This is a genomic window from Alsobacter sp. (assembly GCF_059501845.1).
Genome location: NZ_JCACDK010000013.1, coordinates 1 through 25,100 on the forward strand (window position 1 = coordinate 1; position 25,100 = coordinate 25,100).

The 25,100-nt window shown below is 67.7% G+C and carries 22 protein-coding genes; 8 read left to right on the forward strand and 14 right to left on the reverse strand.

From position 1 onward, the window contains the following. Nucleotides 1-148: 148 nt before the first annotated feature. From AC5JCN_RS10695 to rimO, 3 genes are all read right to left on the reverse strand, one after another. Entirely contained in the window at nucleotides 149-376 is a 228-nt protein-coding gene (locus AC5JCN_RS10695; protein ID WP_495755040.1) for a hypothetical protein, read from the reverse strand. A 221-nt stretch (nucleotides 377-597) separates the two neighbouring features. Beyond that, nucleotides 598-1,224 carry a MarC family protein gene (locus AC5JCN_RS10700; RefSeq protein WP_495755041.1) on the reverse strand — a complete coding sequence of 209 codons (627 nt, stop codon included), beginning with the start codon at nucleotides 1,222-1,224 and terminating at the stop codon, nucleotides 598-600. A gap of 4 nt (nucleotides 1,225-1,228) precedes the next feature. Next, entirely contained in the window at nucleotides 1,229-2,545 is a 1,317-nt protein-coding gene (gene rimO / locus AC5JCN_RS10705) for a 30S ribosomal protein S12 methylthiotransferase RimO (RefSeq protein ID WP_495755106.1), read from the reverse strand. A gap of 187 nt (nucleotides 2,546-2,732) precedes the next feature. Here rimO and AC5JCN_RS10710 point away from each other — a divergent pair, with 187 nt between their 5' ends. Further along, nucleotides 2,733-4,274 (forward strand): OpgD/OpgG family glucan biosynthesis protein, encoded by a 1,542-nt coding sequence (locus AC5JCN_RS10710; protein ID WP_495755042.1) that lies wholly within the window; start codon nucleotides 2,733-2,735, stop codon nucleotides 4,272-4,274. Between the two features lie 33 nt (nucleotides 4,275-4,307). On the opposite strand, the gene AC5JCN_RS10715 is transcribed toward AC5JCN_RS10710, so the two are convergent. The 3 genes from AC5JCN_RS10715 to AC5JCN_RS10725 are packed head-to-tail and all read right to left on the reverse strand — an operon-like array spanning nucleotide 4,308 to nucleotide 9,417. Beyond that, nucleotides 4,308-7,481 (reverse strand): efflux RND transporter permease subunit, encoded by a 3,174-nt coding sequence (locus AC5JCN_RS10715; RefSeq protein ID WP_495755043.1) that lies wholly within the window; start codon nucleotides 7,479-7,481, stop codon nucleotides 4,308-4,310. After that, a complete protein-coding gene (locus tag AC5JCN_RS10720; protein ID WP_495755044.1) occupies nucleotides 7,478-8,746 on the reverse strand; it encodes an efflux RND transporter periplasmic adaptor subunit in 1,269 nt (422 codons plus the stop codon). Before AC5JCN_RS10720 ends, AC5JCN_RS10715 begins: the two co-directional genes overlap by 4 nt. Next, nucleotides 8,743-9,417: a TetR/AcrR family transcriptional regulator gene (locus AC5JCN_RS10725; RefSeq protein ID WP_495755045.1), complete on the reverse strand. Its 675-nt coding sequence runs from the start codon at nucleotides 9,415-9,417 to the stop codon at nucleotides 8,743-8,745. Before AC5JCN_RS10725 ends, AC5JCN_RS10720 begins: the two co-directional genes overlap by 4 nt. Before the next feature lie 214 nt (nucleotides 9,418-9,631). On the opposite strand from AC5JCN_RS10725, the gene AC5JCN_RS10730 reads away from it, so the two are divergent. From AC5JCN_RS10730 to AC5JCN_RS10740, 3 genes are all read left to right on the forward strand, one after another. Further along, the gene (locus AC5JCN_RS10730) at nucleotides 9,632-9,874 is read left to right on the forward strand and encodes a hypothetical protein (RefSeq protein WP_495755046.1); all 243 of its coding nucleotides are present in this window, start codon (nucleotides 9,632-9,634) and stop codon (nucleotides 9,872-9,874) included. A gap of 129 nt (nucleotides 9,875-10,003) precedes the next feature. Continuing rightward, nucleotides 10,004-11,320, forward strand: a complete 1,317-nt coding sequence (gene gabT, locus AC5JCN_RS10735) for a 4-aminobutyrate--2-oxoglutarate transaminase (protein ID WP_495755047.1) — start codon at nucleotides 10,004-10,006, stop codon at nucleotides 11,318-11,320. Then, complete coding sequence (locus AC5JCN_RS10740) at nucleotides 11,317-12,207, forward strand: NAD(P)-dependent oxidoreductase (protein WP_495755048.1); 891 nt, start codon at nucleotides 11,317-11,319, stop codon at nucleotides 12,205-12,207. Before gabT ends, AC5JCN_RS10740 begins: the two co-directional genes overlap by 4 nt. Nucleotides 12,208-12,367: 160 nt before the next feature. On the opposite strand, the gene AC5JCN_RS10745 is transcribed toward AC5JCN_RS10740, so the two are convergent. Both AC5JCN_RS10745 and AC5JCN_RS10750 read right to left on the reverse strand, forming a co-directional pair. Next, nucleotides 12,368-13,978 (reverse strand): phytoene desaturase family protein, encoded by a 1,611-nt coding sequence (locus AC5JCN_RS10745; protein ID WP_495755049.1) that lies wholly within the window; start codon nucleotides 13,976-13,978, stop codon nucleotides 12,368-12,370. A 67-nt stretch (nucleotides 13,979-14,045) separates the two neighbouring features. After that, entirely contained in the window at nucleotides 14,046-15,419 is a 1,374-nt protein-coding gene (locus AC5JCN_RS10750; RefSeq protein ID WP_495755050.1) for an FAD-binding oxidoreductase, read from the reverse strand. A 105-nt stretch (nucleotides 15,420-15,524) separates the two neighbouring features. On the opposite strand from AC5JCN_RS10750, the gene AC5JCN_RS10755 reads away from it, so the two are divergent. The 4 genes from AC5JCN_RS10755 (at nucleotide 15,525) to AC5JCN_RS10770 (ending at nucleotide 20,435) form a co-directional block, all read left to right on the forward strand. Next, complete coding sequence (locus AC5JCN_RS10755) at nucleotides 15,525-16,628, forward strand: AI-2E family transporter (protein WP_495755051.1); 1,104 nt, start codon at nucleotides 15,525-15,527, stop codon at nucleotides 16,626-16,628. Nucleotides 16,629-16,740: 112 nt separating this feature from the next. Beyond that, nucleotides 16,741-17,169 carry a response regulator gene (locus tag AC5JCN_RS10760; RefSeq protein WP_495755052.1) on the forward strand — a complete coding sequence of 143 codons (429 nt, stop codon included), beginning with the start codon at nucleotides 16,741-16,743 and terminating at the stop codon, nucleotides 17,167-17,169. Nucleotides 17,170-17,249: 80 nt separating this feature from the next. Further along, entirely contained in the window at nucleotides 17,250-18,728 is a 1,479-nt protein-coding gene (locus tag AC5JCN_RS10765; protein ID WP_495755053.1) for an oxidoreductase, read from the forward strand. A gap of 69 nt (nucleotides 18,729-18,797) precedes the next feature. Then, a complete protein-coding gene (locus AC5JCN_RS10770) occupies nucleotides 18,798-20,435 on the forward strand; it encodes a GMC family oxidoreductase (RefSeq protein ID WP_495755054.1) in 1,638 nt (545 codons plus the stop codon). On the opposite strand, the gene AC5JCN_RS10775 is transcribed toward AC5JCN_RS10770, so the two are convergent. The 6 genes from AC5JCN_RS10775 to AC5JCN_RS10800 all read right to left on the reverse strand — a co-directional run bounded on the left by AC5JCN_RS10775 (nucleotide 20,429) and on the right by AC5JCN_RS10800 (nucleotide 24,985). Next, complete coding sequence (locus AC5JCN_RS10775; protein ID WP_495755055.1) at nucleotides 20,429-20,680, reverse strand: hypothetical protein; 252 nt, start codon at nucleotides 20,678-20,680, stop codon at nucleotides 20,429-20,431. The genes AC5JCN_RS10770 and AC5JCN_RS10775 overlap by 7 nt on opposite strands. Before the next feature lie 155 nt (nucleotides 20,681-20,835). Then, nucleotides 20,836-21,945: a DUF3618 domain-containing protein gene (locus AC5JCN_RS10780; RefSeq protein ID WP_495755056.1), complete on the reverse strand. Its 1,110-nt coding sequence runs from the start codon at nucleotides 21,943-21,945 to the stop codon at nucleotides 20,836-20,838. Next, a complete protein-coding gene (locus tag AC5JCN_RS10785; RefSeq protein ID WP_495755057.1) occupies nucleotides 21,942-22,352 on the reverse strand; it encodes a phage holin family protein in 411 nt (136 codons plus the stop codon). The genes AC5JCN_RS10780 and AC5JCN_RS10785 overlap by 4 nt, the downstream gene beginning before the upstream one ends. Further along, nucleotides 22,342-23,223, reverse strand: coding sequence for a hypothetical protein (locus tag AC5JCN_RS10790; RefSeq protein WP_495755058.1), 882 nt, complete (start codon nucleotides 23,221-23,223; stop codon nucleotides 22,342-22,344). Before AC5JCN_RS10790 ends, AC5JCN_RS10785 begins: the two co-directional genes overlap by 11 nt. 228 nt (nucleotides 23,224-23,451) lie before the next feature. Beyond that, on the reverse strand, nucleotides 23,452-23,667 hold the full coding sequence (locus tag AC5JCN_RS10795; RefSeq protein WP_495755059.1) for a hypothetical protein: 216 nt from the start codon (nucleotides 23,665-23,667) through the stop codon (nucleotides 23,452-23,454). Nucleotides 23,668-23,797: 130 nt separating this feature from the next. Beyond that, nucleotides 23,798-24,985 carry a glycosyltransferase family 87 protein gene (locus tag AC5JCN_RS10800; RefSeq protein WP_495755060.1) on the reverse strand — a complete coding sequence of 396 codons (1,188 nt, stop codon included), beginning with the start codon at nucleotides 24,983-24,985 and terminating at the stop codon, nucleotides 23,798-23,800. Nucleotides 24,986-25,100: the final 115 nt, after the last annotated feature.

Below are 25,100 nucleotides of genomic sequence, written 5' to 3' on the forward strand. Positions count from 1 at the left end.
GGCCTGTGTCAAAACCTTGGGGGTTTTTTTTGTGGGGCCGGGGGGGGCGCGCGGGCCCCCCCCCATCCCGTGCCCCCCGCGCCCCGGTTGGGCCCCCCCGGGCGCCGCTTCTGCGTTGAAAGGGTGTGAAACGGTTCGGCTGGCAGCGTCAGGCTGCGTCGGCGTCGAGCATGAAGGCCGGGAGCTGGCGCGCTTCGGTATCCGCGTGGGCCTTCCTCTTCAGCTGCGCTGCGGCGGCGGCGACTGCGGGAATGCCGATCCCCCGAAATCCCGCAGCGTAGACCGCTGCCTTCTCGGCGTGAAAGTTGGGCTGCTCGGGCAGCCGTCGGCTGGCCTGGCGGGGGGCATTCTGCGCGTCCTTGGCCTCGACGTTCATGATCCAGCGTTCCTCTGCTACGCGGCGAAGTGCCGCCGCGGCGGTGTTGATGGGGCAATCGAGCCCAGCGATGGCGGGTTCATGGAGGAAACGTGGCCTCCCTGCTCGCCGTACCGGTTGGAGCCGAGAGTCCTCCAGAGCGGTGAATCGAGTTTTAACGGTCGCGTTAAGGAGGGGCGGTGCGGCTGCGCACGCGGCCGGTGTGGCCGCGGAGTACCAGGTCAGGCCGCGACGATTGCCTTGACACCGTCGGCCACGAACTGGACCGCGAGCGCGGCGAGGATCACGCCGAGAAGGCGTGTCAGCACCGCGTTGCCGGTGACGCCGAGCAGTCGCGAGATCCGTTCGGCCGCGAAGAAGGTCAGCAGGCAGCTCAGCACGACGCCGGCGATGACAGCCATCAGCAGCCCGAGCTTGAGCAGGTCACCCTGGGCACGGCCAGCGAGCAGGATGGTCGCCGTGATGGCGCCGGGGCCCGCCATCAACGGGATGGCGAGCGGAAAGGCCGCGACGTTGCGGATATGGTCGATCGTGACGGCGGCCTCGACGTCGGCCGATTTCCGCTCCGTGCGGCGGCCATAGACCATCTCGAACGCGATCCAGAACAGCATCAGCCCACCGGCGATCCGGAAGGCCGGCAAGGTGATGCCGAGTGCGTTGAGCAATTGCGCGCCGACCAGGCCGGAGGCCGCCATGATGAGTCCGGCGATCACGGATGCGCGTACCGCGACCTGCCGCCGTTCCTCAGAGGTCATTCCGGGTGTCACGCCGAGGAAGATCGGCGCAAGGCCGGGCGGGTCTACCGTGACCAGTAGGGTGACCAGCGCGGCGGCGAGGTAGTCGAGCATGCGCTCAGACTGCCACGCCGTGGAGATCGTAGGCGTCGGCCCGCTCGACCTTGACGGTCACGATATCGCCGGCCCGCAGCGGGCGGCGGGAGCCGACATAGACCGCCCCGTCGATCTCGGGCGCGTCCCACTGCGAGCGGCCCTTCGATACGGTCGGGCCGGGCTCGTCAATGATGACCTTGATGCGCCGGCCGACCCTTGATGCGAGCCGCCTGGCGCTGACGGCCTGCTGCGCAGCCATGAAGCGCTCCCAGCGCGACTGCTTCACCTCTTCAGGCACCGCGGGCAGGCCGAGGTCGTTGGCCGTCGCGCCGCGGACGGGCTCGTACTTGAAGCAGCCCACGCGCTCCAGCCTGGCCTCTCCAATAAAGGCGAGGAGCTCCTCGAAGTCCTCTTCCGTCTCTCCGGGGAAGCCGACGATAAAGGTGGAACGGATGGCGAGGTCCGGGCAAACCTCGCGCCAGCTCCGTATCCGTTCCAGCGTTTTTTCCTGGTGGGCGGGGCGGCGCATCGCCTTCAGCACCTTCGGCGAGGCATGCTGGAAGGGGATGTCGAGATAGGGAAGCACGAGGCCCTCGCTCATCAGCGGGATGACCTCGTCGACATGCGGATAGGGATAGACGTAGTGCAGGCGCACCCAGGCGCCGAGCGATCCGAGTTCGCGAGAGAGATCGATAAAGCGGGTGCGGATCTCGCGGTCTTTCCAGACCGAGGGCGGATACTTCAGGTCGAGCCCGTAAGCGGAGGTGTCCTGCGAGATGACGAGGAGTTCCTTGACGCCCGCGGCGACCAGCTTCTCGGCTTCCCGGAGCACATCGCCGATGGGCCGGGAGACGAGGTCGCCGCGCAGCTTGGGAATGATGCAGAAGGTGCAGCGGTTGTTACAGCCCTCGGAAATCTTCAGGTAGGCGTAGTGGCGGGGCGTCAGCTTGATGCCCTGGGGCGGCACGAGGTCGAGATAGGGATCGTGCGCCGGCGGCACCGCCTCGTGCACGGCAGCCACGACGCTCTCGTAGGCTTGCGGGCCGGTGATCGCCATTACGCCCGGGTGCACGTCGCGGATCTGCTCGGGCTCGGCGCCCATGCAGCCCGTCACGATCACCCTTCCGTTGTGCGCCAGCGCATCGCCGATGGCCGCAAGCGACTCGGCCTTGGCGCTGTCGAGGAACCCGCACGTATTGACGATGACGGCGTCGGCGCCCTCGTGTTTCCGGACGAGCTCATACCCTTCGGCACGCAGGCGCGTGACGATGCGCTCGCTGTCGACGAGCGCTTTCGGGCAACCGAGAGAAACGAACGAGATCTTTGGCTGAGCCGTCATGGCAGTCCGGATGAGCATGGAAGGGCGCGTCCGTGCCGCTCATGCGGAAAGCCGGACGCCGTCCGGCCGATGCTCTAATGCATTTCGGCCCGCAGGGGAAACCGGATGACTGCGGACCTTCGGCGGCGGGCCGGAACGGTCCTGTCACGCAGCACGTTCCCAAGGTCAAGCCAGCCGGAGACCTTCGATGCCGCTGACCCGCCGCCAAGCCCTCGTTACGATTGGCGCCACGGCCCTCGCCGGTTCGGCCAGGCCGGGGCGCGCCGCTCTCCCTGAAAGTCAGTTTTCCTTCGACATGGTCATCGACAGGGCTCGTGACCTCGCCTCCAGGCCCTACGAGCAACCCGAATCTGTTCTGCCGCCTGAGCTGGCCGCCCTCGACTACGACGCCTGGCGCGACATCCGCTTCCGGCCCGAGGCGGCGCTCCTGGATGGGCCGTTCAGGCTGCAGATGTTCAATTCCGGCTTTCTCTACACCCACCCGGTTTCAATCGCGATCGTCCGCAACGGCGTCGCCCGGCCGGTCGCCTATTCGGCCGATCTTTTCGACTACGGCAAGAATCGTTTCGAGAAGCCTCTACCGGAGGATCTCGGGTTTGCCGGGCTGCGGATCCACTATCCGCTGAACAACCCAAACGTGATGGACGAGCTCGCCGTCTTCCTGGGCGCCAGCTATTTCCGCTTCCTTGCCCGGGGGCACCACTATGGCGCCTCCTTGCGTGGCCTTGCCATCGGTTCAGGTCGGCCAAACGAGGAGTTTCCTGCGTTCCGGGCATTCTGGGTCGAGCAGCCGGGCGGCGAGGGTCAAGCTCGTATCCGGCTTTGGGCGCTGCTCGACGGCCCTTCGGCAGCCGGCGCCTACGCCTTCGTTGTCACGCCGGGGCAGGAGACCGTCACCGAGGTCCAGCTGCACCTCTTTCCCCGCCGCCCGCTCGACACGGTCGGAATCGCGCCGATCACCTCGATGTTCTACGTCGATGAAAACGACCGTCGGTTCCAGGACGAATTCCGCCCGGAAGTCCACGATTCCGATGGCCTCCTTCTCGAGACCGGCGCCGGCGAATGGATTTGGCGTCCGTTGCGCAATCCACCGGACGTCCGCATCTCGAGCTTCTCTGACCAGTCTCCGCGCGGCTACGGCCTGCTGCAACGCGACCGCAACTTCCTGCGCTATGAGGATCTGGAAGCGCGCTACGACCTGCGGCCATCCTACTGGGTGGTGCCGTCCGGCGATTGGGGGCAGGGCAGGGTGGAGCTGGTGGAGCTGCCTGCGCCCGACGAGACGTTCGACAATATCGTCGCACTGTGGCGTCCGGACGAAACACCCCAGCCGGGGCAGGCCTTCGTTCGGGCCTACGCCATCCACGCGCTTGCAGTGGACGCGGCCAGGCACAAGGGCGGCACGGTACGGGCCACATTCCAGGCGGTACCTGTCGCGCACGGACAGGCGCGCACGTCACCCCCGGGCACACGGCGCTTCCTCGTCGAGTTCGCGGGCGGGGACCTCGACTACTACCTCGCCGATCCGTCGAAGGTGGAACTGGTCGCCACCATCAGCTCCGGGCGGATCACTGCGACTTTTCTCCAGCCCAACCCGGTCCGGCGCGGCTTCCGCGCCGGGATCGACATCGAACTGGGCCAGGGGGAGACAGCCGACCTCCGCGCCTTCCTGAGGGCTGGCCCCGATACGCTGACCGAGACCTGGACCTTCCCTTGGACCGCGCCGTAGTCGCTTCCCTCCCCGGGAGGACGGGCGCAAGCGTCACTCCGCCGGGACGGGGTGGCCCTCCACGTCGCGTCCTCGCTTCGGCTCCGGGCGGGCATGGGCCGGTGCAGGTACCGCTTCGGCCTTGCGGCGCGAGAAGAGGTGCGACAGCCGGTCCATGTAGAGGAACAGCACCGGCGTGATGAACAGCGTCAGCATCTGCGAGACGATGAGACCACCCACCACGACGATGCCGAGAGGCTGCCGCAGCTCCGCGCCGGCTCCGGCGCCGAGCGCGATTGGCAGCGCACCGAAGATCGCCGTCAGCGTCGTCATCATGATTGGCCGGAAGCGCATCAGGCTCGCCTTGTGGATCGCCTCCTGCGCCGGCAGCCCCTCGCGCTGAAGCACCAGCGCGACGTCGATCATCATGATCGCGTTTTTCTTCACGATGCCGATAAGCATCAGCAGGCCGATGATGGCGATGACGCTGAGCTCCATCCCGAACAGGTCGAGGGCCGCGAACGCGCCGATAGCGGCCGACGGCAGGCCCGTCAGGATGGTCAGAGGGTGGACGAAGCTCTCGTAGAGCATGCCGAGCACGATGTAGATCGTGACGATCGCCGCGATCAGCAGCAGCCCCTGGTTCGACAGCGAGTCCTGGAAGGTCTTCGCCGTACCCGAAAGGGTGGTGGCGATCGATCCGGGCAGCTGCAGTTGCGACTTGATCTGGTCTGCGCGCTGGAGAGCCTGGCCGAGCGACACCCCGTTCGGAAGGTTGAACGAGATAGTGACCGCGGGCAGCTGGCCGAGCTGGTTCACGGCAAGCGGGCCGGTGGTGCGCTCGACCCGGGCGAAGGAGCTGAGCGGCACCAGCACGCCGTTGGCGGCGCGGATGCGGAGAATATCGAGGCGCTCGGCAGACCATGCCACCCCGGGATCGAACTCGATCAGCACGGAGTAGCTGTCGCCGGTGGCGTAGATGGTCGAGACCTGCCGCGTTCCGAAGCCCGAATAAAGCGTCGAGCGCAGCTGGTCGGCGGAGATGCCGAGCGCTTCGGCCTTGTCGCGGTCGACGAGCAGCGTGGCCTGGGCAGCGTTGTTCTGCAGGTCGGTCGTGACGTCGGCGAAGTTCGCCGGGTCACGCTGCATCGCATCCGCCATGCGCAGCGACCAGGGATAGAGCTCCTGCTGGTCGATGCCTTGCATCACGAACTGATACTGGCTCTTGGAGGCGCGCCCACCAATGTTCAGGTTCTGCACCGGCGTCATGTAGGTCGTGATGCCGGGGATGGCGGAGAGCTGGCGCCGCAGCTCCGGCAGGATCACGTCGAGCTTGGGCCTCTGGTCGGAGGGCTTCAGCTCGACGAACATGCGTCCCTGGTTCATGCCGCTGTTTGGGCCGCCGCCCGTCAGGCTGACGCCTGCGGTGGAGGCAACGTGGGCCACGTAGGGCGAGGCGCGGAAGACATTCTGCACCTCCTGCTGGAGCTTGCTCATCGCCTCGAAGGAGATGTCCTGCCGTGCCTCGGTGCTGACCGAGAGCTGGCCGATGTCTTCCTGCGGGAAGAATCCCTTGGGGGCGATCTGGTAGAGCCAGACCGTGCCGGCGACCGTGCCGAAAAAGACGAGCAGCACGACGAACTGCGCGCGCAGGCACAGCTTCAACCCGGCGTCGTAGAGACCCAGCAGCGCGTCGAACCCCTTTTCGAGACCGGCGCTGATGCGGCCCGGCTTCGTGTTGGGGTCGTGGGCCTTCAGGAGCTTGGCGCACAGCATGGGTGTCAGCGTCAGCGATACGAAGCACGAGGCCATGATCGAGGCCGTCACCACGATGGCGAACTCGAAGAAGACCCTCCCGATGACGCCGCCCATCAGCAGCACCGGGATGAACACGGCCACGAGCGATAGCGTGATCGAGACGATGGTCACGCCAATCTCGCCGCTGCCTTTCAGAGCGGCCTCGAGCGGGCTGAGCCCGTCCTCCTCCATGTGCCGGACGATGTTTTCCAGCATGACGATGGCATCGTCGACGACGAGGCCCACCGCCAGCGTCAGGGCGAGCAGCGAGATGTTGTCGATGGAGAAGCCGAACACGTACATGACGGCCAGTGTCGCCACGAGGGAGATCGGAACGGCGAGCGACGGGATGATCGTCGCGGACAGGCGGCGCAGGAACACGAAGATGACCAGGATCACGAGCGCAATGGTTAGCGCCAGCGTGAACTGCACGTCTTCCACTGCGTGCCGGATCGAAACCGACCGGTCGTTCAGGGTGTGAATGGACGAGTTGGGCGGCAGCTGCGTCTCGAACGACGGCAGCAGGGCCTTCACCCGGTCGACCACCTGAACGGTGTTGGCGTCCGGCTGGCGCTGCACCGCGAGCACGATCGAGCGCGTGCCGTCGTACCAGCTGGCGGACTGGAAGTTCTCGACGGAGTCGATCACCTTCGCGACGTCGCCCAGTCGAACCGGCTTGCCGTTGCGCACGGCCACGATGATGTTGCCGAACTGCGAGGCGTCGGCGAGCTGCGTCTTCGCCTCGATGGTGAGGCGTTGCTGGGCGTTCTCCAGCACGCCCACCGGAGTGTTGGCGTTCGCGGCGGTGATGGCCTGCTGCAGTTCGTTGACGCCGATGCCGCGCGCGGCGAGCGCGTTCGGGTCGATCTGGATTCGGACCGCGTATTTCTGGCTGCCCCAGATCTGGACCTGCGCCACACCCTGGATGGTCGACAGCGAGGGCGAGATCACCTGCTGCGCGAACTCGTCGAGCTTGGACAGCGGCGTGGTCTCGCTCCGGATGGCGAGGAGCAGGACGGGAGCGTCGGCGGGATTCACCTTCCGGTAGCTCGGCGGGTCCGTCATCTCGTTGGGCAGCTGACGCTGGGTGCGGGCGATGGCTGCCTGCACGTCGGCTGCTGCCGCATCGATGTTGCGGTCGAGCGTGAACTGCAAGGCGATCGAGCTGTTGCCCTGCGTGCTCGTGGTCGAGATCGAGTCGATGCCGGCGATCGTCGCGAACTGCTTGATGAGCGGGGTCGCGACCGAGGTCGCCATCGTGTCCGGTGACGCGCCGGGAAGCTGCGCCGACACGTTGATCACCGGGAAGTCCGTGCGCGGCAATGCCGCCACCGGCAGGAAGAAGCAGGAGAAGACGCCCGCGGCGACGAGCGCCACAGACATCAGCGTGGTGGCGACGGGGCGCCGGATGCAGAACTCGGAGACGTTCACGAGCGGACCTCCGTATTCTGCGCCACGGGCTTGGGTGCCTGGTCCTTGCCGGTGCGAATGGGCGTGCCGTTGCTCAGCCGCAGCTGGCCGTCGACGACGACGTTCTCGCCGGCAGAAAGGCCCTCGGTCACCGCCGTGCGCCCGCCCTGTTCGGCGAGGACCTTGATCTTGCGCAATTCCGCCGTGCCGTCGGGTTTCGCGACGAACACGTAGGGGCTGTCCTGACCGGTCTGCACGGCGACGGTCGGGACGGTGACCGTGTCGGGCTGGGTCCTGAGGTCGACCTGGACGTCGACATACTGGCCCGGCCAGAGCTCGAGGCCCTCGTTCGGGAACTCGGCGCGCACGGTGATGGTGCCCGACTGGGTATCCACTGCGCTGTCGATGAAGCTGACGGGCGCAGTCGCGACGGCCTTAGCCTGCCCGTTCGGGCGGACATGGACCGATGGTGGCTTCTTTGCCGCCATGGCATCGCGAAGGCCGGAGAGCTCGCGTTCCGGCAGCGTGAAGGACACGCGCACGGGCTTCACCTGGGTGATCGTGACGAGCCCCGTCCCGGTGTCTCCGGCCCGGACGAGGTTGCCGGGCGAAACCATGACGGTGCCGATCCGCCCATCGATGGGCGCCTTGATCTTGGTGTAGCCGAGCTTGACGCGATTGAGCTCGAGTGACGCCTTCGTCCCCGCCACGGCAGCGGCTGCGGACTTGGCGTCGGAGACGGCCTGGTCGACCTGCTGCTGGCTGCCGGCATTGGTGGAGAGAAGGTCGCGCTTGCGCTTGAGATCGGCCTCGGTGCGCTCCGCGACGGCCTCGTCGCGGGCCAGCGTCGCCTCGTTCTGCGACACCGTCGCCGCGAGTTCGCGGTCATCCAGCGTGAAGAGCATGTCGCCTGCCTTGACCATCTGGCCGTCGGTGACGTGCTGCTCGACGAGCTGGCTGTCGATGCGGGAGCGAACGGTGACGGACGCCACGGGCTCGATCGTGCCGATGGAACGGCGGCTGATGACGAAGTCCCGGCTGTCGGCAGGCGCCAGCGCGACAGCGACCGCATTGCGTCGCTGGCCTGCGCCCTGCGGTGCAGTCCCAGCCTGCTTCTGCTGGCCGTCGGCAGGCGCTTCCTGCTTCGGCAGCCGTGCCTCGACCTGCTGGCGCAGACCATCCGGCAGGCGCTGTGCGGCGCTTGCGATGAGTTCGGGACGTTCGAACCAGGCCCAGGTTCCGCCGAGCACAAGGGCCAGGAGGAGGGCGAGGAGAGTGCGCGTCATGAACGGGCTTCCTTCACGGGGGAGGACAGGAGGTCCGGGGACACGGGACGAAGTCCGCCCAGAACCATCGCGACGATGCCGTTGGCGGCAGCGGCACGACGCCGGGCGGGAACATTGGCGGCCGTCATGCGGACGGCGCCGAGAATGGCGAGTGCGGCGAGTTCAGGCTCCACCGGTCTAAAGGCGCCGCTTGCGACGCCAGTGGAGACAACGCTTTCCATGGTCACTCGTATGCGCTTCACCCTGCGGCGGATGACCGCGCGGCCGCGCTCGCCGAGGCCGGTCTCGCCATCGTCGAAGGCGCGGATGGCGGCGGTACACTGGCCGAGCGCATCCAGCACGCAGCGGACGATGGCGGAAAGGGCGTCCTCGGGAGACGCAGCGGCTTGCGCCGCGGCTTCCGCGTCGTGCTCCAGGTCGCCGAGCGTCCGCTCGATCCCTTCGAGGAAGAGCTCTTCCTTGGTCGCGAAATAGCGATAGAGGGTGGGCTTGGCGACACCAGCCGCGCGCGCCAGGTCGTCCATCTGGACGCTGTCATAGGCCGTCTCGGCAAAAAGCCTGAGCGCCGCATCGATGATCCGGCTGCGGCGGTCGCGTGACGACGCACGTGCCGGCGGCCCGGGCAGCTCTCCCGGGGCACCGTCGAATTCTGAACTGACCAGTTTCACCATGGCGCCGATTTGAACCCGCGAGTATCGCGGGTCAAATGAACTTTCCGTAAGATAGGCTCCCCCGTGCGGCAATGCGCCACGCATTGGCAGTGTGCGCGCGCTTCGCGACGACCGTGCCGTCAACGTGCTTGCTGCATCGCGCTCTCTGGAACGCTTCCCCTCGGCGATGGTTGTGCTCACGGTCGCGCTTGCGACCTCACCAGAGGAGGACGACATGGCCCGGGAGACACGCGGACCTCAGCCGGAAACGCTGGAGACGTTCGACGCCGCCGCGCGCAAGGGCGGCATGAAGCCGAAGGACGTCGGCCTGGAAGCCACGCCCGAGACGGCGCCGCGGCGCGACGATCCGAAAAGCAAGGATGCGACGGCCACCAAAGTGCTGCAGGCCGGCGTCGAGAAGGACCCGGTGAAGGCCGGAGAGGCGGCACGCAGCCGCAAGGATCCCCGTATCGACTGAGCGATGCGGCACATGGCGCCAGGGCTGCAAAGGTCGCACTGGCGCCGTGGCAGTGTCGCAGGCACGATGGCAAGGCGTGCTGCCACGGCCTAGAAGGCCTGCGGCACAGCTTACCCAGAGGGCCTTCCCATGAACGACCATTCGCCTGTCCGCAGCAACCGCACCCTCACGGACGAGCTGCTGGAGCGTCGAACCCAGGCTGTCGCCCGCGGCGTCGGCCTGGGCCAGCCGGTATACGCCGCCCGCGCCGAGAATTCCGAGGTGTGGGACGTCGAGGGCCGCCGCTTTATCGATTTTGGCGGAGGCATCGCCGTTCTCAACACCGGCCACCGCCATCCGCTGGTGATGAAGCGCGTGCAGGAGCAGCTCGACCGCTTCACGCACACCTGCTTCATGGTCACGCCGTACGAGCCCTTCGTGGAGCTCGCCGAGAAGCTGAACGCAATGGCGCCCATCTCCGGTGCCAAGAAGTCGCTCTTCGTGACCACGGGCGCCGAGGCGGTCGAGAACGCCATCAAGATCGCACGCGCGTCGACGGGCCGCTCGGACGTCATCGTCTTCACCGGCGCATTCCACGGCCGGACGCTCCTGACGATGGCGATGACGGGCAAGACGGTGCCGTACAAGACCAAGTTCGGGCCGTTCCCGGGCGGGGTCTGGCGCGTGCCGTTCCCGATCCCGCACAAGGGGCTCAGCGTCGAGCATACGTTCCTGACGCTGGAGTGGCTGTTCAAGACCGACGTCGACCCGAAGACGGTCGCCGCCATCGTCTTCGAGCCGGTGCAGGGGGAGGGCGGCTTCTACGTCGCACCGCAGGCCTTCGTGGAAGGCATCCGCAGGCTCTGCGACCAGCACGGCATCGTCATGGTGGCTGACGAGATCCAGTCCGGCTTCGGGCGCACCGGAAAGTGGTTCTCGATGGAGCACTACGGCGTCGAGCCGGACCTGATCACGGCCGCCAAGAGCCTCGCCGGCGGGTTCCCGCTGGCCGGCGTGGTTGGTCGGCAGGCGATCATGGACGCGCCGGACCCCGGCGGCCTTGGCGGCACCTATGCCGGCAATCCCGTCTCCTGCGCTGCGGCCCTCGGCGTCATCGAGGCGTTCGAGGCCGACGGGCTGCTCGCAAAGTCCGCGGAGATGGGGGAGACGGTCACGGCGCGCCTGCGTTCCATTCGCGACCGGAAGACGGGACGCCCGATGGGCGATGTCCGCAATCTCGGCGCCATGATCGCCTTCGAGACGGTGACGGAACACGGCGGCAGCACGCCTGATCCGAACGCCGCCAAGGCCCTTGCGGGCGAATGCCTCGACCGGGGCCTCATGATCCTCACCTGCGGCGTGTGGGCGGAAACCGTGCGCCTCCTGTTCCCTCTCACGATCCCTCCGGCGATCCTCGAAGAGGGGCTCGACATCCTGGAAGCCGCGCTGACGGAGCCGCGGACATGAGCGCCGCGAACAAGCCCACCGTCGGGTTCCTGGGACTCGGAGAGATGGGGCGCCCGATGGTGTCCCGCCTCCTTGCCGCGGGCTACGAGGTCACCGTCTGGAACCGCTCGCCGGGTCCGGAGAAGGATCTGGTCGCCGCGGGCGCGAAGGCGGCCACCAGTGCCGCCGAGGCGTTCGGGCGTGAGGTCGCGCTCTCCATGCTCGCCAATGACGCGGCCACCCGCGAGGTGGTCGGCGGGGCGCTGGCGGCGGGGGCCCGGCCCCGCATCCACGCCAATATGGCGACCATTTCCGTCGCGCTGTCGTCAGAGCTCGCCGCCAGCCACGCCGAGGCCGGCGTCACTTATGTCGCCTCGCCCGTCTTCGGCCGGCCAGAGGCTGCCCAGGCGGGCCAGCTCAACATCGTGGTTGCCGGCGACCGCGCAGCGGTGGCGGAGCTGGAACCCGTCTACCGCGCCATGGGCAAGGCGGTATGGCCTGTTGGGGAAGACCCCGCCGCTGCCAATGCGGTGAAGATCGGCGGCAACCTCATGCTGGCCTGTGCCATCGAGGCGATGGGGGAGGGCGCCGGCATCGCGACGGCCCATGGCGTGCCGGCGGCGCGGTTCCTGGAGATCATGACGGAGACGCTCTTCGGCGCCATCGCCTATCGCGGCTACGGGGCGATGATCGGGTCGAACACCTTCGAGCCCGCGGCCTTCAAGCTGCCGCTCGGCCTGAAGGACGTGAACCTCGCTCTGTCCGCTGCCGAGGGGGCGGGCAAGGACCTGCCGTTCGGGCAGGCACTCCGCGCACGCTTCGAAAGCGCCATCGCCGCCGGCCTGAGCGACAAGGACTGGTCCGCCATCGGCGGCATGGCCGTCGAGGGCAAGCCGGTGAAGCGGTAGGCCTCGGAGCGCCCGTGCTCCAACGCGCTGTGGCTTGGCAAGAGCGGGTCTGAAGACCCGCGGTCCACGGACGGCCGGACAAGCGCCATGTCGGACCGCGCGTCTTCAGACGCGCTGTTCGCCTTGAAGATGCGCGACTGCAGAACCCCTGTGCCGGCGGCTAGCTCGCCAGCCGCCTCTTGCGGAAGTCCCGCACGATTTCGCGCGCTGCGTTGTGTCCCGGTGCTCCCGTGACGCCGCCCCCGGGATGCGTGCCGGAGCCGCACATGTAGAGCCCCGGTATCGGACCGCGATAGGCGGCGTTGCCCAGGGCGGGTCGGGCGGAGAAGAGCTGGTCCAGCCCCAGGGCGCCATGGAAGATGTCGCCTCCCACGAGCCCGAAGGTCCGTTCCAGGTCAAGAGGGCTCATGATCTGGCGGCCCACGACCGCACTTCGGAAATTGGGCGCGTACTCCGTCATCGTATCGATCATCAGGTCCGCGACCTCGTCCCTGTGCTCGTCCCATGACCGGCCGTCCGGCAACTGCGGCGCGACATGCTGGCAGAAGAGGCTCGCGACATGGCAGCCGGGCGGGGCGAGGCTGTCGTCGAGCGTCGAGGGGATCAGCATCTCGACGATCGGCTTCCTCGACCAGCCATGTTGCCGCGCGTCCACATAGGCCTGTTCCATGTAGGCCAGCGACGGCGCGATCACGATCCCGGCGGTGTGGTGATCGGCGACGGCGCCGCCGGTCGGCAAGCAGGTGAAGTCGGGCAGCTCGGAGAGAGCGACGTTCATGCGGAACGTGCCGGATCCGCAGCGCCATCCCTCCATCCGCTCGCGGAAGTCGGCAGGCAGCACGGCGGGGTCGATGAGCGACAGGTAGAGCAGCTTCGGGTTGAGGTTGGACACGACGGCGCGGGCCCGCAGCGTCTCGCCGGCCTGGGTGACGACGCCGACGGCGCGGCCCTTTTCGACCAGCACCTCGCGCACGGCCGCGTCCGTGCGGATGGTGACACCCTTCTCGGCACAGGCTCTCGCCATGGCCTGGGTGATGGCGCCCATGCCGCCGATGGCGTGGCCCCAAATCCCCTTCTTGCCGTTCACCTCGCCAAAGCAGTGATGCAGCAGCACGTAGGCCGTGCCAGGCGTATACGGGCTGGCGTAATTTCCGACGACGCCGTCGAAGCCCAGCAGGGCCTTGAGGGGCTTGCACTCGAACCAGCGGTCGAGCACGTCGCCCGCCGAGCGGGTGAAAATGTCGAGCAGGTCTCGCTGCAGCGTCAGGTCGAGCGAGCGCAGGCGCTTGGCGGTTCCCGCCGCGCGCAGCAGCTCGGGGATAGCCGCGAGGAGGCCGCCCTTGGTGACGTTGGGCGGGGTCTCGAGCACCAGCCCGCGCAGCACCTCCGCCAGCGCCTCCAGCCGGTCGTTGTAGGCATCCAGCCTTGCCGCGTCCTTTTCGGAGAACCTGGCGACCTCGGCCTCGGTGACCCCGGGACCGGCCCTAAGATAGCGGCCGTCGGGAAGGGGCAGGAGGTTGAGAAGCCGGCGCTCGACGATGCGCAGCCCGTGGCGGGCGAGCTCCATGTCGGCGATGACCCGCGGATTCAGGAGGGACACCGTGTAGGACGCGACGGAGTTCCGGAAACCGGGATGAAACTCCTCGGTCACGGCGGCCCCTCCCACCACGCCCCGGCGCTCGAGAACGGTGACGGAGAGGCCCGCGGAAGCGAGGTACCAGGCCGCGACGAGGCCGTTATGGCCTGCGCCGATGATGATCGCGTCGGTCATGATGTCCCTGCGCAGCGGTGGCTGGCGGGGACATACTCCCGGAATGCTCCCGGGGGAAGCGACGCGGTCAGAACACGCGGCCGGGGTTGAGGATGTTCCCGGGATCGAGCGCGGCCTTGATGCGGGCCATCAGCGCCAGTTCGGGCTCGGTCCGGCTCAAAGGCAGCCAGGGCTTCTTCGTCCTGCCAATGCCATGCTCGGCCGAGACGGAGCCTCCGAAGCGCTGCGTCACGCCGTAGACCGCCTTCTCCGCCGCGAACTTCGCCTCGTCGGACCAGGCCGGCGGCATGATGACGACGTGGACATTGCTGTCAGCGATGTGGCCGAACACCGACCAGACCGCTCCCGGCAGGGCGGCCGGGACGTCCGTCCGGAGCTCCCCTATCGCGTCCTGCATGCGGTTCAGCGGGATGGAGATGTCGAAGCCGACCTCCTTCGGGAGATGGCGCGCATACTCGTACACGCTCTCGCGCAACGCCCAGAAGGCGGCACGGTCCTTCTCCGACTGCGCGAGCGTGGCGTCGAGGACGAGGCCGTTCTCGTAGAGCGGCTCCAGGGCGGTGGCGAGCACGTCCTGGCCGGGTGCCCCGGCGGGTGCCTCGACGATGAGGTAGAGATCCTTGCCGGCGGCGAGAGGGGCGGCGACGCCGATGGTCGTCGTCGCGATCGCGTAGAATTCGCTCCACATCGCCTCGAAGGACAAAAGCCCTCCGGGCAGAGCTCTCTCCAGCGCGCGCAGGACGGCGACGGCCGTGTTGGTGTCCTCGACAGCCAGAAGGGCGGTCTCGATGGCCGCCGGCCGGGGCTGCAGGGCCAGCACCGCCCGTGTGACGACGCCAAGCGTGCCCTCCGAGCCGATGAAGAGCTGCGGCCAGTCGTAGCCTGCGTTGTTCTTCAGCATCTTGTTCAGCGAGCCGACGACCTGTCCGTCCGCGAGGACGACCTCGAGTCCCCGCACGTTGCGCCGCGTCATGCCGTAGCGCAGCACCTGGTTGCCGCCCGCGTTCGTCGAGACGTTGCCGCCGATGGTGCAGGAGCCACGCGCGCCGAGATCGACGCCATACATGAGGCCAGCCTCGGCTGCTGCCTGGTGCACCATCTGCAGGGGCGTGCCGGCGAGCACGGTCATCGTGCCGCTGTCGCGGTCGAGTTCCTCGATGCCGCTCATGCGTTCAAGGGACAGCGCAATCTCGGTTTCGCCCGGCCTGGCGCCGCCCGCGAGCCCCGTGAGGCCGCCCTGGGTGACGACGGGTTGCCGGTGGGCGTGGCAGATGGCGAGGGCCTGCGACACGTGCTCCGTGCTGCGTGGCAGGAGGACGGCGACGGGGGCCTGAGGTGCCAGGCCGGCCGAATCATTGGCGTTGCGCGGCGGGATGCCTTCGCCCGTGCGGACGATGTCGGGGCCGAGGGCGGAGAGGAGGGCTTCGAGAACTTGCGTCATGACGCGCACTCATCGCACGGATTTCGCGTCGACGGAACGGAGGCCGATCTGGCCGGTTGTCGGCCGGTCGCCGCCACCCGCGCGGCAGCCTGGAGCCGGCGCGACATGACCAGTGCGGAGAGCGAAGCCGCCGGCGGCGACGCCGTGTTCCTCAAGCGCATCGCCAAGGCGACCCTGGTCGTCCTCGGCATCCTGGCGCTCGCGGCACTTCTTGTCCTGCTCAACCCACTTATTCTTTTGATCATTGCGGCCATCCTCGTCGCGACCGTGCTGCGCACGGCGGCCGAGCCGTTGAAGCGTCATGCTGGGCTGCGGGACGGCGTGGCGCTCGCGATAGCCGGGCTGGTGCTCGTGGTGCTTCTCGGCGGAAGCGGCTGGCTGCTGCAGTTCCAGATCAGGACGCAGGTGGCTCAGGCGCTGGGCTCGGCAAACGATGCCCTCCCCAAGCTCGGCGAAGCCATCGGGTATCCCGATCTTCCCCGCCAGATCACGGACGAGTTCAACCGCCTGAGCAGCGACGGCTCGTTTCTCGGTCGCGTCACCTCCTTCGGTGCCGCGACAGTGGGCGCGGTCACCAACCTCGCCATTATCCTGTTCGGCGGCATCTACTTCGCCATAGACCCGAACACGTACCGCCGCGGGCTGCTGAAGCTGTTTCCCCGTGGATCGCGGGACGAGGCGCGCGAGGCGCTCGATGCCTCCGGCCGGGCTCTCCGGATGTGGCTGCTCGGGCAGCTTGTCGCGATGGTGGTCACGGGCACCCTGACGGGGATCGGCCTCTGGCTCATCGGAGTACCGTCAGCCTTCGGCCTGGGGCTCATCGCGGGGCTGCTCGAGTTCATTCCCCTGCTCGGCCCCTTCCTGGGTGCAATCCCGGCCGTGCTGACGGCCTTTGCCGTCAGTCCCACGCTGGCGCTGTGGACCATCGTCGCCTTCGTCGCCATCCAGCAGGTCGAGTCCAACATCATCCAGCCGATCGTGACGCGGCGCTATGTCTCGATTCCGCCGGCTCTGCTGCTCTTCGCTGTCGTCGCGGCGGAGAGCCTTTTCGGCCTTCCCGGAGTTCTGCTGGCTGCCCCGCTCACGGTCCTGGCCTATGTTTTCGTTTCGAAAACCTATGTGAGGGACACGCTAGGGGAATCCACCGTGGTGCCCGGGGAAGACGCACACGACAGAGATCAAGTCGAAAAGCGACAGATAAAAGATTGATGCGATCGAGTCGGTTTAGTTATCATTTCGTAAGACCTCGACTGCAAACTCACCTTGCTCGACCGCACCAATCGGTGCTCGACAGTCTTCGCCTGCAGCCGGAATTGCATCGATGTCACTCCGTTCGACGCATCACCGGGTTCTCGTTGCCGACGACGAGCCGATCACTCTCCAGGTGATTCGCAAGCAGCTGCAGTCGCTCGGGTTCCGCGACATCGACGTTGCTACGACCGCGACCGAGGCGTTGCGCACGCTTCGGACGAATGAGTTCGGCCTCGTCATCTGCGACTACATGGTGCCGCCCATCAACGGCCTCGACCTTCGCCGGGTGATGCTGTCCAACGCCAAATGGGCGTCGATCCCCTTCATCATCGTGACCGCGCCCTCGACGCGTGCCCGCATCTGGCCGGGCTGCCGGGACATCGTCGACGACGTGCTCGCCAAGCCGTTCAGCGCCGGCCATCTCGCCATCACCGCCGCCCGCGCGCTGGGCGACATTCCCAAGCTCGTCGACGCCGACGCCGAGGTGTTCGAAATCTGAGCACTGCCTCTGCGCCACCCGCGGGTTGAAGTCCGCGCCCGGCGGGCGCACGCTGCCCAAAACAGGGTCGCGGGGAGGCGATGAGAAGCAAGGCGTATCCGAAGCTGACTGCCCTGGATGGGCCGGCCGCTTTTTGCCGCTATCTTTCCGAACTCGGTGTCGTGATGCCATGCGACGATCATGTCGACGCAGGCTCGACCTCGGCACTTGCCGATCCCATTGCCGTCGACGGCATGGCGATTGGAAATCGCTTCGCAATCAACCCCATGGAAGGCTGGGACGGCGAGACCGATGGCCGCCCGAGCCCCAACACGATCCGCCGCTGGGAGCGCTTTGGCCGCAGCGGCGCGAAGCTGATCTGGGGTGGCGAGGCCGTCGCCGTCGTGCCGGAGGGGAGGGCCAATCCCAACCAGCTCGTCATGTCCGAAGCGAATGCCGGCGCTATTGCCGATCTTAAGAAGACCCTGGTCAACAGCCATGTCGAGGCTACCGGCAGCGCCGAGGGCCTCGTCGTCGGCCTGCAGCTCACGCATTCCGGCCGCTTCTGCAAGCCGAACAGCCATTCCGTGTTCGAGCCGTGGATTGCCTACCGGCACCCGATCCTCGACCGTCGATTCGGCCAGCCGGACGATTCCAGGCTGATCCCAGACGGCAAACTCGACCGGCTGGTGAAATGCTTCGTGCGGGCGGCGGTGCTGGCCCGCGAGGCCGGATACGATTTCGTCGATCTGAAGCATTGTCACGGCTATCTCGCGCATGAGCTCCTCTCGGCCCGTACGCGGCCGGGGCGCTACGGCGGTTCATTCGAGAACCGGACGCGCTTCCTGCGCGAGGTGATCGCGGGGATCCGGGCCGAAGCACCGGGGCTCGGCATTGGGGTCCGGCTCAGCGCCGTCGACACGGTGCCTTTCCGCCCGGATCCGGCGCAATCCAGTCCGGGCCATCTCGGGCCGGGGATCCCCGAGGACCTTGCCGGCCTGTTGCCTTATCAGTGGGCGTTCGGCGCTGATCCAGAGAATCCGGTACGGCAGGACCTGTCGGAGCCCGTCGCCCTCATCGCCCTGCTGCGCGAGCTTGGCGTCCGCCTCATCAATCTGACCGCGGGCAGTCCCTACTACACGCCGCACCTCATTCGCCCGGCGATCTATCCGCCCTCGGACGGGTACCAGCCCCCCGAGGAGCCGCTCCTCGGCGTACTGCGCCACCTTCACCTGGCCCGCGACCTGAAACAGCGATTTCCCGACGTCTGCCTGGTCACGAGCGGTGTTTCTTACTTGCAGGAATTCCTGCCCAACGTCGCGCAGGCCGTGGTGCGCGAGGGCTGGACGGATATCGTCGGCATTGGCCGCCTTGTGCTCTCGTATCCCGAGTTCCCGGCGGACGTCCTGGCGGGGAGGGGAGTCAGGCGCAAACTTCTTTGCCGGACGTTCAGCGACTGCACGACCGCGCCCCGGAACGGCATCGTGTCCGGCTGCTACCCGCTTGACGCTCATTACAAGCAATCGGCGGAAGCAAAGGCCCTCGCTGCCGTGAAGGCGGCCGCAAAGGCCGCGCACTGAGGCCGGCGCCCGCGCCGGAACGCAATGACGACGCGGCCGTACAAGGCCGTGCGACAAAGGGGGGACGTCATGGCCGAGCAGAAGGAAAGCCCGCCGGGGGCTGCATTCTCCACGTTCACATTCGTTCCGGACGCGAGGGCGACCTTCGGCGCGAGTTCGACGATAGAGCCGCCGCGCGGTCCCTTCGACTACATCATTGTCGGTGGAGGATCGGCCGGCTGCGCCCTCGCGTCTCGCCTGGCGCTCGAGAGCGACGCGAGCGTCCTGCTTCTGGAGGCAGGCGGCGATGACGACGTCGAGGCGATCCATACTCCGCAGCGCTGGGTGGAGGCGCTGGAGAGCAAGGCGTGCCGGTTCTATGAAACCGAGCCTCAGCCCTTCACGGCCGGCCGAACCCACCTTTGGCCGCGCGGGCGCGTGATCGGCGGATCGAGTTCACTGAACGTCTCGATCTTTGTCCGCGGACACCGGGCCGACTTTGACTCCTGGGCCTACCAGGGGGCCCGCGGCTGGGATTACGCGTCGCTGCTGCCACTGTTCAAGGCCATGGAAGACTTCGAGGGAGGCGCGAGCCCCTTCCGGGGCACGGGCGGGCCGCTGCATGTGTCGACGCCCAAGCCGGGCCGCCGCCATCCCGGGGCCGTGGCCTTCGAGGAAGCGACGCGGGCGATGGGCTACCCCTCCACGTCCGACCTGAACGGTCCCTCCATGGAGGGGACAGGATGGGCGGACCTGACGGTGAAGGACGGCCGCAGGCAGTCGGCGGCCGTGGCCTTCCTGCGCCCGGCCCTCCGCCGTGCCAACCTCACGGTGGTGACCGACGCCCCGGCCTTGTCGCTGGTGCTGGAAAACGGTCGCTGCCGCGGCGTTCGCTACCTGCATGCGGGCAAGCCGCACATCGTGCATGCCGCAGGGGAGGTGATCGTCTCGTCGGGATCGCTGGAGAGCCCGCGGCTTCTGATGCTGTCGGGCATCGGCGATGCTGGCGAGCTTGCAGCGCTGGGAATCGATGTCGTGGCCGATCTCCCGGGCGTCGGCCGCAACCTGCAGGACCATTTGCTCGTCGGCGGTATCGTCTACGAGGGGAGGGGGCCGCAGCCTCCTTCAAACTACAACCATTCGGAGGTCTATCTCTGGGCGCGCTCAGAGCCTGCTCTGTTCACGCCGGATCTCTTCATTCACCATCACAGCCGGGCCTTCGCCGTCCCGCCCACCGCTCCTATCGAGAACGCCTACACGATCGTCCCGGGGCTCGCCCGTGCTCACAGTCGCGGGCACATCCGGCTGCGATCCGCGGATCCGAACGATCCGCTGCTGATCGACCCGCGCTACCTCTCCAGCGAGCAGGATCGGAAGGCGCTCCTGATCTCGGTGAAGCTGTCCCGGGAGATCGGAGCGAGCGCCGCCTACGCCGACATGCGCCTGCGCGAGGTGCTTCCCGGCCCCGATGTTAAGAGCGACGCGGATCTTGCTGATTTCACTGCCCGGGCGGTTCACACCTTCTTCCACCCGACATCAACCTGCCGGATGGGGTACGAGCCCGATTGCGTCGTCGACGCCGAACTGAAGGTGCATGGGATAGAGGGCCTGCGGGTCGCCGATGCGTCCGTCATGCCCTCCAATACCTGCGCCAACACCAACGCTCCCTCCATGCTCATAGGCTGGAAGTGCGCGGGGATGATCCTGGCGGGAGCCCGAGCTCAGTAATAGTAGGGCCGATAGGGACGATAATAGGGACGTGCGTAGTACGGACGCCGGTAATAGGGCGCCCCATAGTAGACCCGGTTCCCGTAATACGCACCGCCGTAGCGTGGAGAGCCGTAGTAGTTGCCGTAGCCGTAGGACACGGTCGGTCTGACCACCACCGCCGAGGAGCCGTAATAGCCACCACCGGCTGGGACGCAGGCCGCGGCGAGACTTGCCACGCCGATCGCGAACAGAACCTTCTTCATCGTCTCCTCCCTACGGGGCAGAAACACGCCACAGCTTCAAAGCTCATTCGTGGCGACTTGGTTCCGTTTGGCCCCGAGAAAGTGCGGTCGGCATCAGGCGGGAGTTCTGGAGCGGCGCGGGGCGGGTGAGGACACCCGCCCCGTCGTTGCTTGGGTCAGCTACCCGAACGCGGGGAGACACCGCTCGTCGCCGTGCCCTGCGGCGTCGGCTTTGCGGATGACGGGCCACCGGTCTGACCTGCTGAGCGGGCCGCGTCTGCCGCCGTGTCGGCCAGCTTCTTGGCCTCCCCGGTGACCGACTTGGTCGCCCTTTCCGCAACGGCCGCGACGCTGTCGCCGAGTTCCTTCGCGGTTTCGGCGAGCTTGTCGGTGGTCAGCCCTTTCTCGGCCGCGGCGTCCTGCACGTCCTGCAGAGTCGAGGCAGCCACGTCGGCGACGTGTCCGAACTCCTGCTTCGCGACATCGAGCGCCTGGTCCTTCAGGCGATCCGCCGGCTCTCCCATGAGGCGGTTCTCGACCTCGCTGGAGGGCAGGGCGGCACCGATCGCCGCGCCGATGGCAAGGCCGATCGCGCCGAGGACGAGTGGCTGGTCCGCCACGGCTCCCCATGCGCTTCCGACCCGGTCGACGCCGCGATACGCGTACTGCGTCGCCTGCCGCCTGGCGCCCGATGCAGTGTCGCCGAAGCCCTGGGCGGCATTGCCGACCGAGCCTGCTGCCTGGCTGGCCGCGCCCGCTACGCTGCCTGCTGCGCTGCTGATACCGCTGGCGGCGCTGGAGACGCCGTGGGCCGCCGAACGTGCCGCGTCCGCCACGGTGGACGCTGCGCTCTGTGCAGCTCCCGCCACGCTGGAGGCGACGCCGGCGACGCCGGACGCCGCGCTCCTGGCCGTGTCCATGGCTCCCGACATGGCACCGCGCCCGGATTCTCCGGAGGTGCCGCCGCGGTAGCGATAGTCGTCGTCCTCGTAGCGTGTCCGCTCGGGCCGCCGGCTGCCGCCGGTCAGGGCGGAGCCCCCACCGGTCAGAAGCATGGTCAGGCCGGCGCCAATCAGGAGGGCCGGCACGGGGTGGTCACGCAAGCTCGTGCCCAGGTTCGACATGAAGGCCGAAGCGCCGTTGCCGGATCCCTGCAGCAGCTCGTCGACGATCTGGCCCGGCGAGAGCCGGTCGCGCAGCTGTTCGAGCGTGGACGACAGCTGGGCGCGCGACTCGTCTGCCTCACGCTCGACGTCGCGGGAGGTGGGGGAGGACACATAGCTCATCTGACCTGCTCCTTGGCGACGGCGGCGTCCTTCTCGAGCGAGCGGACAGTCCGATCCGGGACGATCTGGGAAGCGGAGAGGGCGTTGAGGCCCTTCCGCATGACGAGATAGCCGATGATCGCGGTGACCACCGCGACGATGAAGATGGCCAGCGTCGGGTGCACGCCGAGCGTGACGAGAACGGCGACGACGCCCTGGAGGAAGAGGAAGAGGGCGGCGAGGAGCAGCACGCCGCCTATGGCGACGAATGCTCCTGCGGCGACTGCGCCGTTGACCTTCTCCAGCATCTCCGTCTTGGCGAGCCGGACCTCGGCGCGGACGAGGTCCGCAACCTGGGCGAGGGCGTCCGATACGAGCGTCGGAATGCTCGGGGCAGGGCGTTCAGAAGAGAGGCGCTCACCTGACATGGTCGTCGCCTCCACGCTCGGTGCCGCCCAGGCCCGATCCCGTGACGGTCGGCCCCGACGTCGGGGAAGTGCCCCAAGCCGTCGAGCCGCCCGGCCCGGTGGCTGCCGACGAACCGCCGCCCAGCGTGCCGGACGAGCCGGGCATCCCCTCCGACGCCGGACGGCTCGCAGCCGCGTGACGCCAGTCGTCGGACCCGCCAGCCGTTCCACCGGCGCGGGAGCCCTGTCCGCCAGGACCACCCGTCATCCGGTCGCTTCCGAAGTCACGACGGTCGCCGAGGGAGGTGCCGCGGCCGCCTTGCCAGGAGTTTTCCTGCATGGCGCTTTCCGCGCTGCTCTTGAGGAAGCGCGCGAGCACGAATCCGGTAAGCACGGTGCCGGCTACGAAGGTCGCAGGCTGCCGCCTCGCGAAGTCCATGACGGTGTTGGCGAGTTGCCCGAGATCGCGGCGGCCGAGTTCGTCAGCCGCCCGGTCGAGCCCGCCGGCGAGTTCCTGGACGTAGCGTGCCGGAACCGGCGCATCGGAGCCCAGCTCCTTCGCGGCCGCGTTCACCGCCCGCGAAAACTGCCGCAGCATGTCGGCGCCTGCGGCCTTCTGCGTTTCTGCTGCATCGGAGGCGAGGTTCGTGACATGTCCCGCGATTTCGCCCGCGGCCGCCTGGGCCTGGCCGGCGACCCGGCCAGCCGTGTCCCTGAGGTCGGAGGCCACGTCCGATACCTTGGCCTGCGCCTCGCGCGCCACGTCCTTCGCCTGTCCCTTGAGGGCTTCCGTGGACGGGGCGCCGCCCTGGCCGGCAGAATTGCCGGAGGGGTTGGCCATGTCCGTCATGCCGCTGCCCTGCCCGGATGCGCCGGACGGCTTTGGTGACATCGAGGATCCCGATCCGGCCTGCGGGGACGCGGAAGCCGGGCGAGCCGTGTTCCCCGTCGTATTTGCGCCCGGTACGGACGTTGTTCCGGCGCCACCCGGCGGAGACGTTGAGTCGGTTGCCATGATCATCACTCCTCTTGCCCCCCGTGGACCCGGCGGGATTTCGAGCGACGAACGTGATGTAGAGCGGGAAGTTCCTGAGACGGACCGTGTGCGCCGCGCGGGAGCTCAGTCGGCGTCGGCGGACGCGACAGCCGTCACCGTTCGGCCTGCCCAAAGCAGCGCGGCACTGGCGACACCGACGGCCATCGTAAGCCCGGCCGAGGGATAATGCAGGCTGTCGGTCACTCCCAACTGCGTAAAGAGCGCGGTGCCGACGCCGGCACACCCGAGGAACAGACCCACAACGGCGAGGCCATTCAGCATCGTCAGCACGATGAACATGCGCGCATCCTCAAACCGGCCGAACAGGCCGTGACGCAATCCGAGCGTGAGATCATTGAAAATGGGTTAGCGCGGCAGCCCTAATGCAACGCAGTACGCGATTGACCGTATGCGCAACCGGGGAGGGGGCTCAATTTGCGGCCGCACTTGGGGCGGCAACCCGGACCGGCATCATGCGCCTGGCCAGCGAGTCCCAGGCAAACCAGGCGACTGCCGCCGTGAGCAGCATCGGGTAGACCGGCACGCCGAAACTCCTGGACGGAAAGAAGCACAGCGCGGCCCAGAACTGCAGCATGGCCAGACCCATCCAGGGAAGCGCCGGCGTGCGCGGATCGCACAGCGCGAGGGCCACGATCGGCGCGGCCAGCACCATGTCGGATGGAAGAACATAGGGCAGGGCGAAAAGCGTCAGCAGCGGCACGAGTTCGTGTTGGCGCTCCTCGGGCACGCCACGCAAATGCATGAGGACGAGCAGCCCGCATGCGGCCAGTGCGGCCACGCCTTGCGCAAGCATGGCGGGCCCGAAAGCCAGGCCAGCCTGTCGCAACCCGGCGTACCAGGACGGCTCCCACGACCACAGGAAGCTTCTCTCCAGCATGGCCGCGCCCTGGTTGCCAAGCCCCGCCGTCAGCGCGAGCCGCCAGGGCTCGACGCCGATCACGACGAGCGAGACCGCGACCAGCACGGCTGTCGTTATCACGGCCGACGCGATGGCTGTCCAGCGCCTTTCCATCACGAGTACGAGCGGCAGGAGCAGGCCGAGATGCGGCTTGATCGTGAGGATGCCAAAGCAGATGCCCGCGATAGCAGGCCGGCGCGGCAGGAGCCTCAGGCCGCCCAGGAGAAGGATGGCGGCAAAGCCTGTCACCTGGCCGAAGAACACCGTGCTGAGGAAGCCGGACGACAGGAGGACGAGCGCCAGCGCCTGCCAGTCTAGCCGCAAGGTCCGGCGCACGAAGGCGACGAAGGCAGCCGCGTTCAGGCCGGTCCAGGCCAGGCCTGCCACGGGAAACGAAACCAGACCAAACGGGATGGCGATCAGCAGGAAGTGCAGCGGGTACGACCAGACGTGGACCAAGTCTTCGGGAAAATACGCAGCACGGGCCGCATTGTAGCGGGCGATGTCGAACAGCGGCGTGAGGTCGCCATCCAGCCAGAGCCGCGCCGCGAACCAGGTGTTCTTGAAGTCGACGAAGACGCCGGGAAACCAGCCGTCGACCCAAGCCGTCTCACCGAGGACGCCGAGGAAGAAGCGCGCGTCGAACGCCGCCGCGACCGCCAGGATCGCAGCCAGCGCAACGATACGGGACCGGTCCATTCCGGTGTGATCGGAGCTACTCACGCCGGGAGCGTAGCAGCGCCTGGTTGCCATTCCTGAAACGGGCCGCTTGCTTTCAGCGAGACCCGCGTCGGCCAACTTGCTGCCTCTGTTG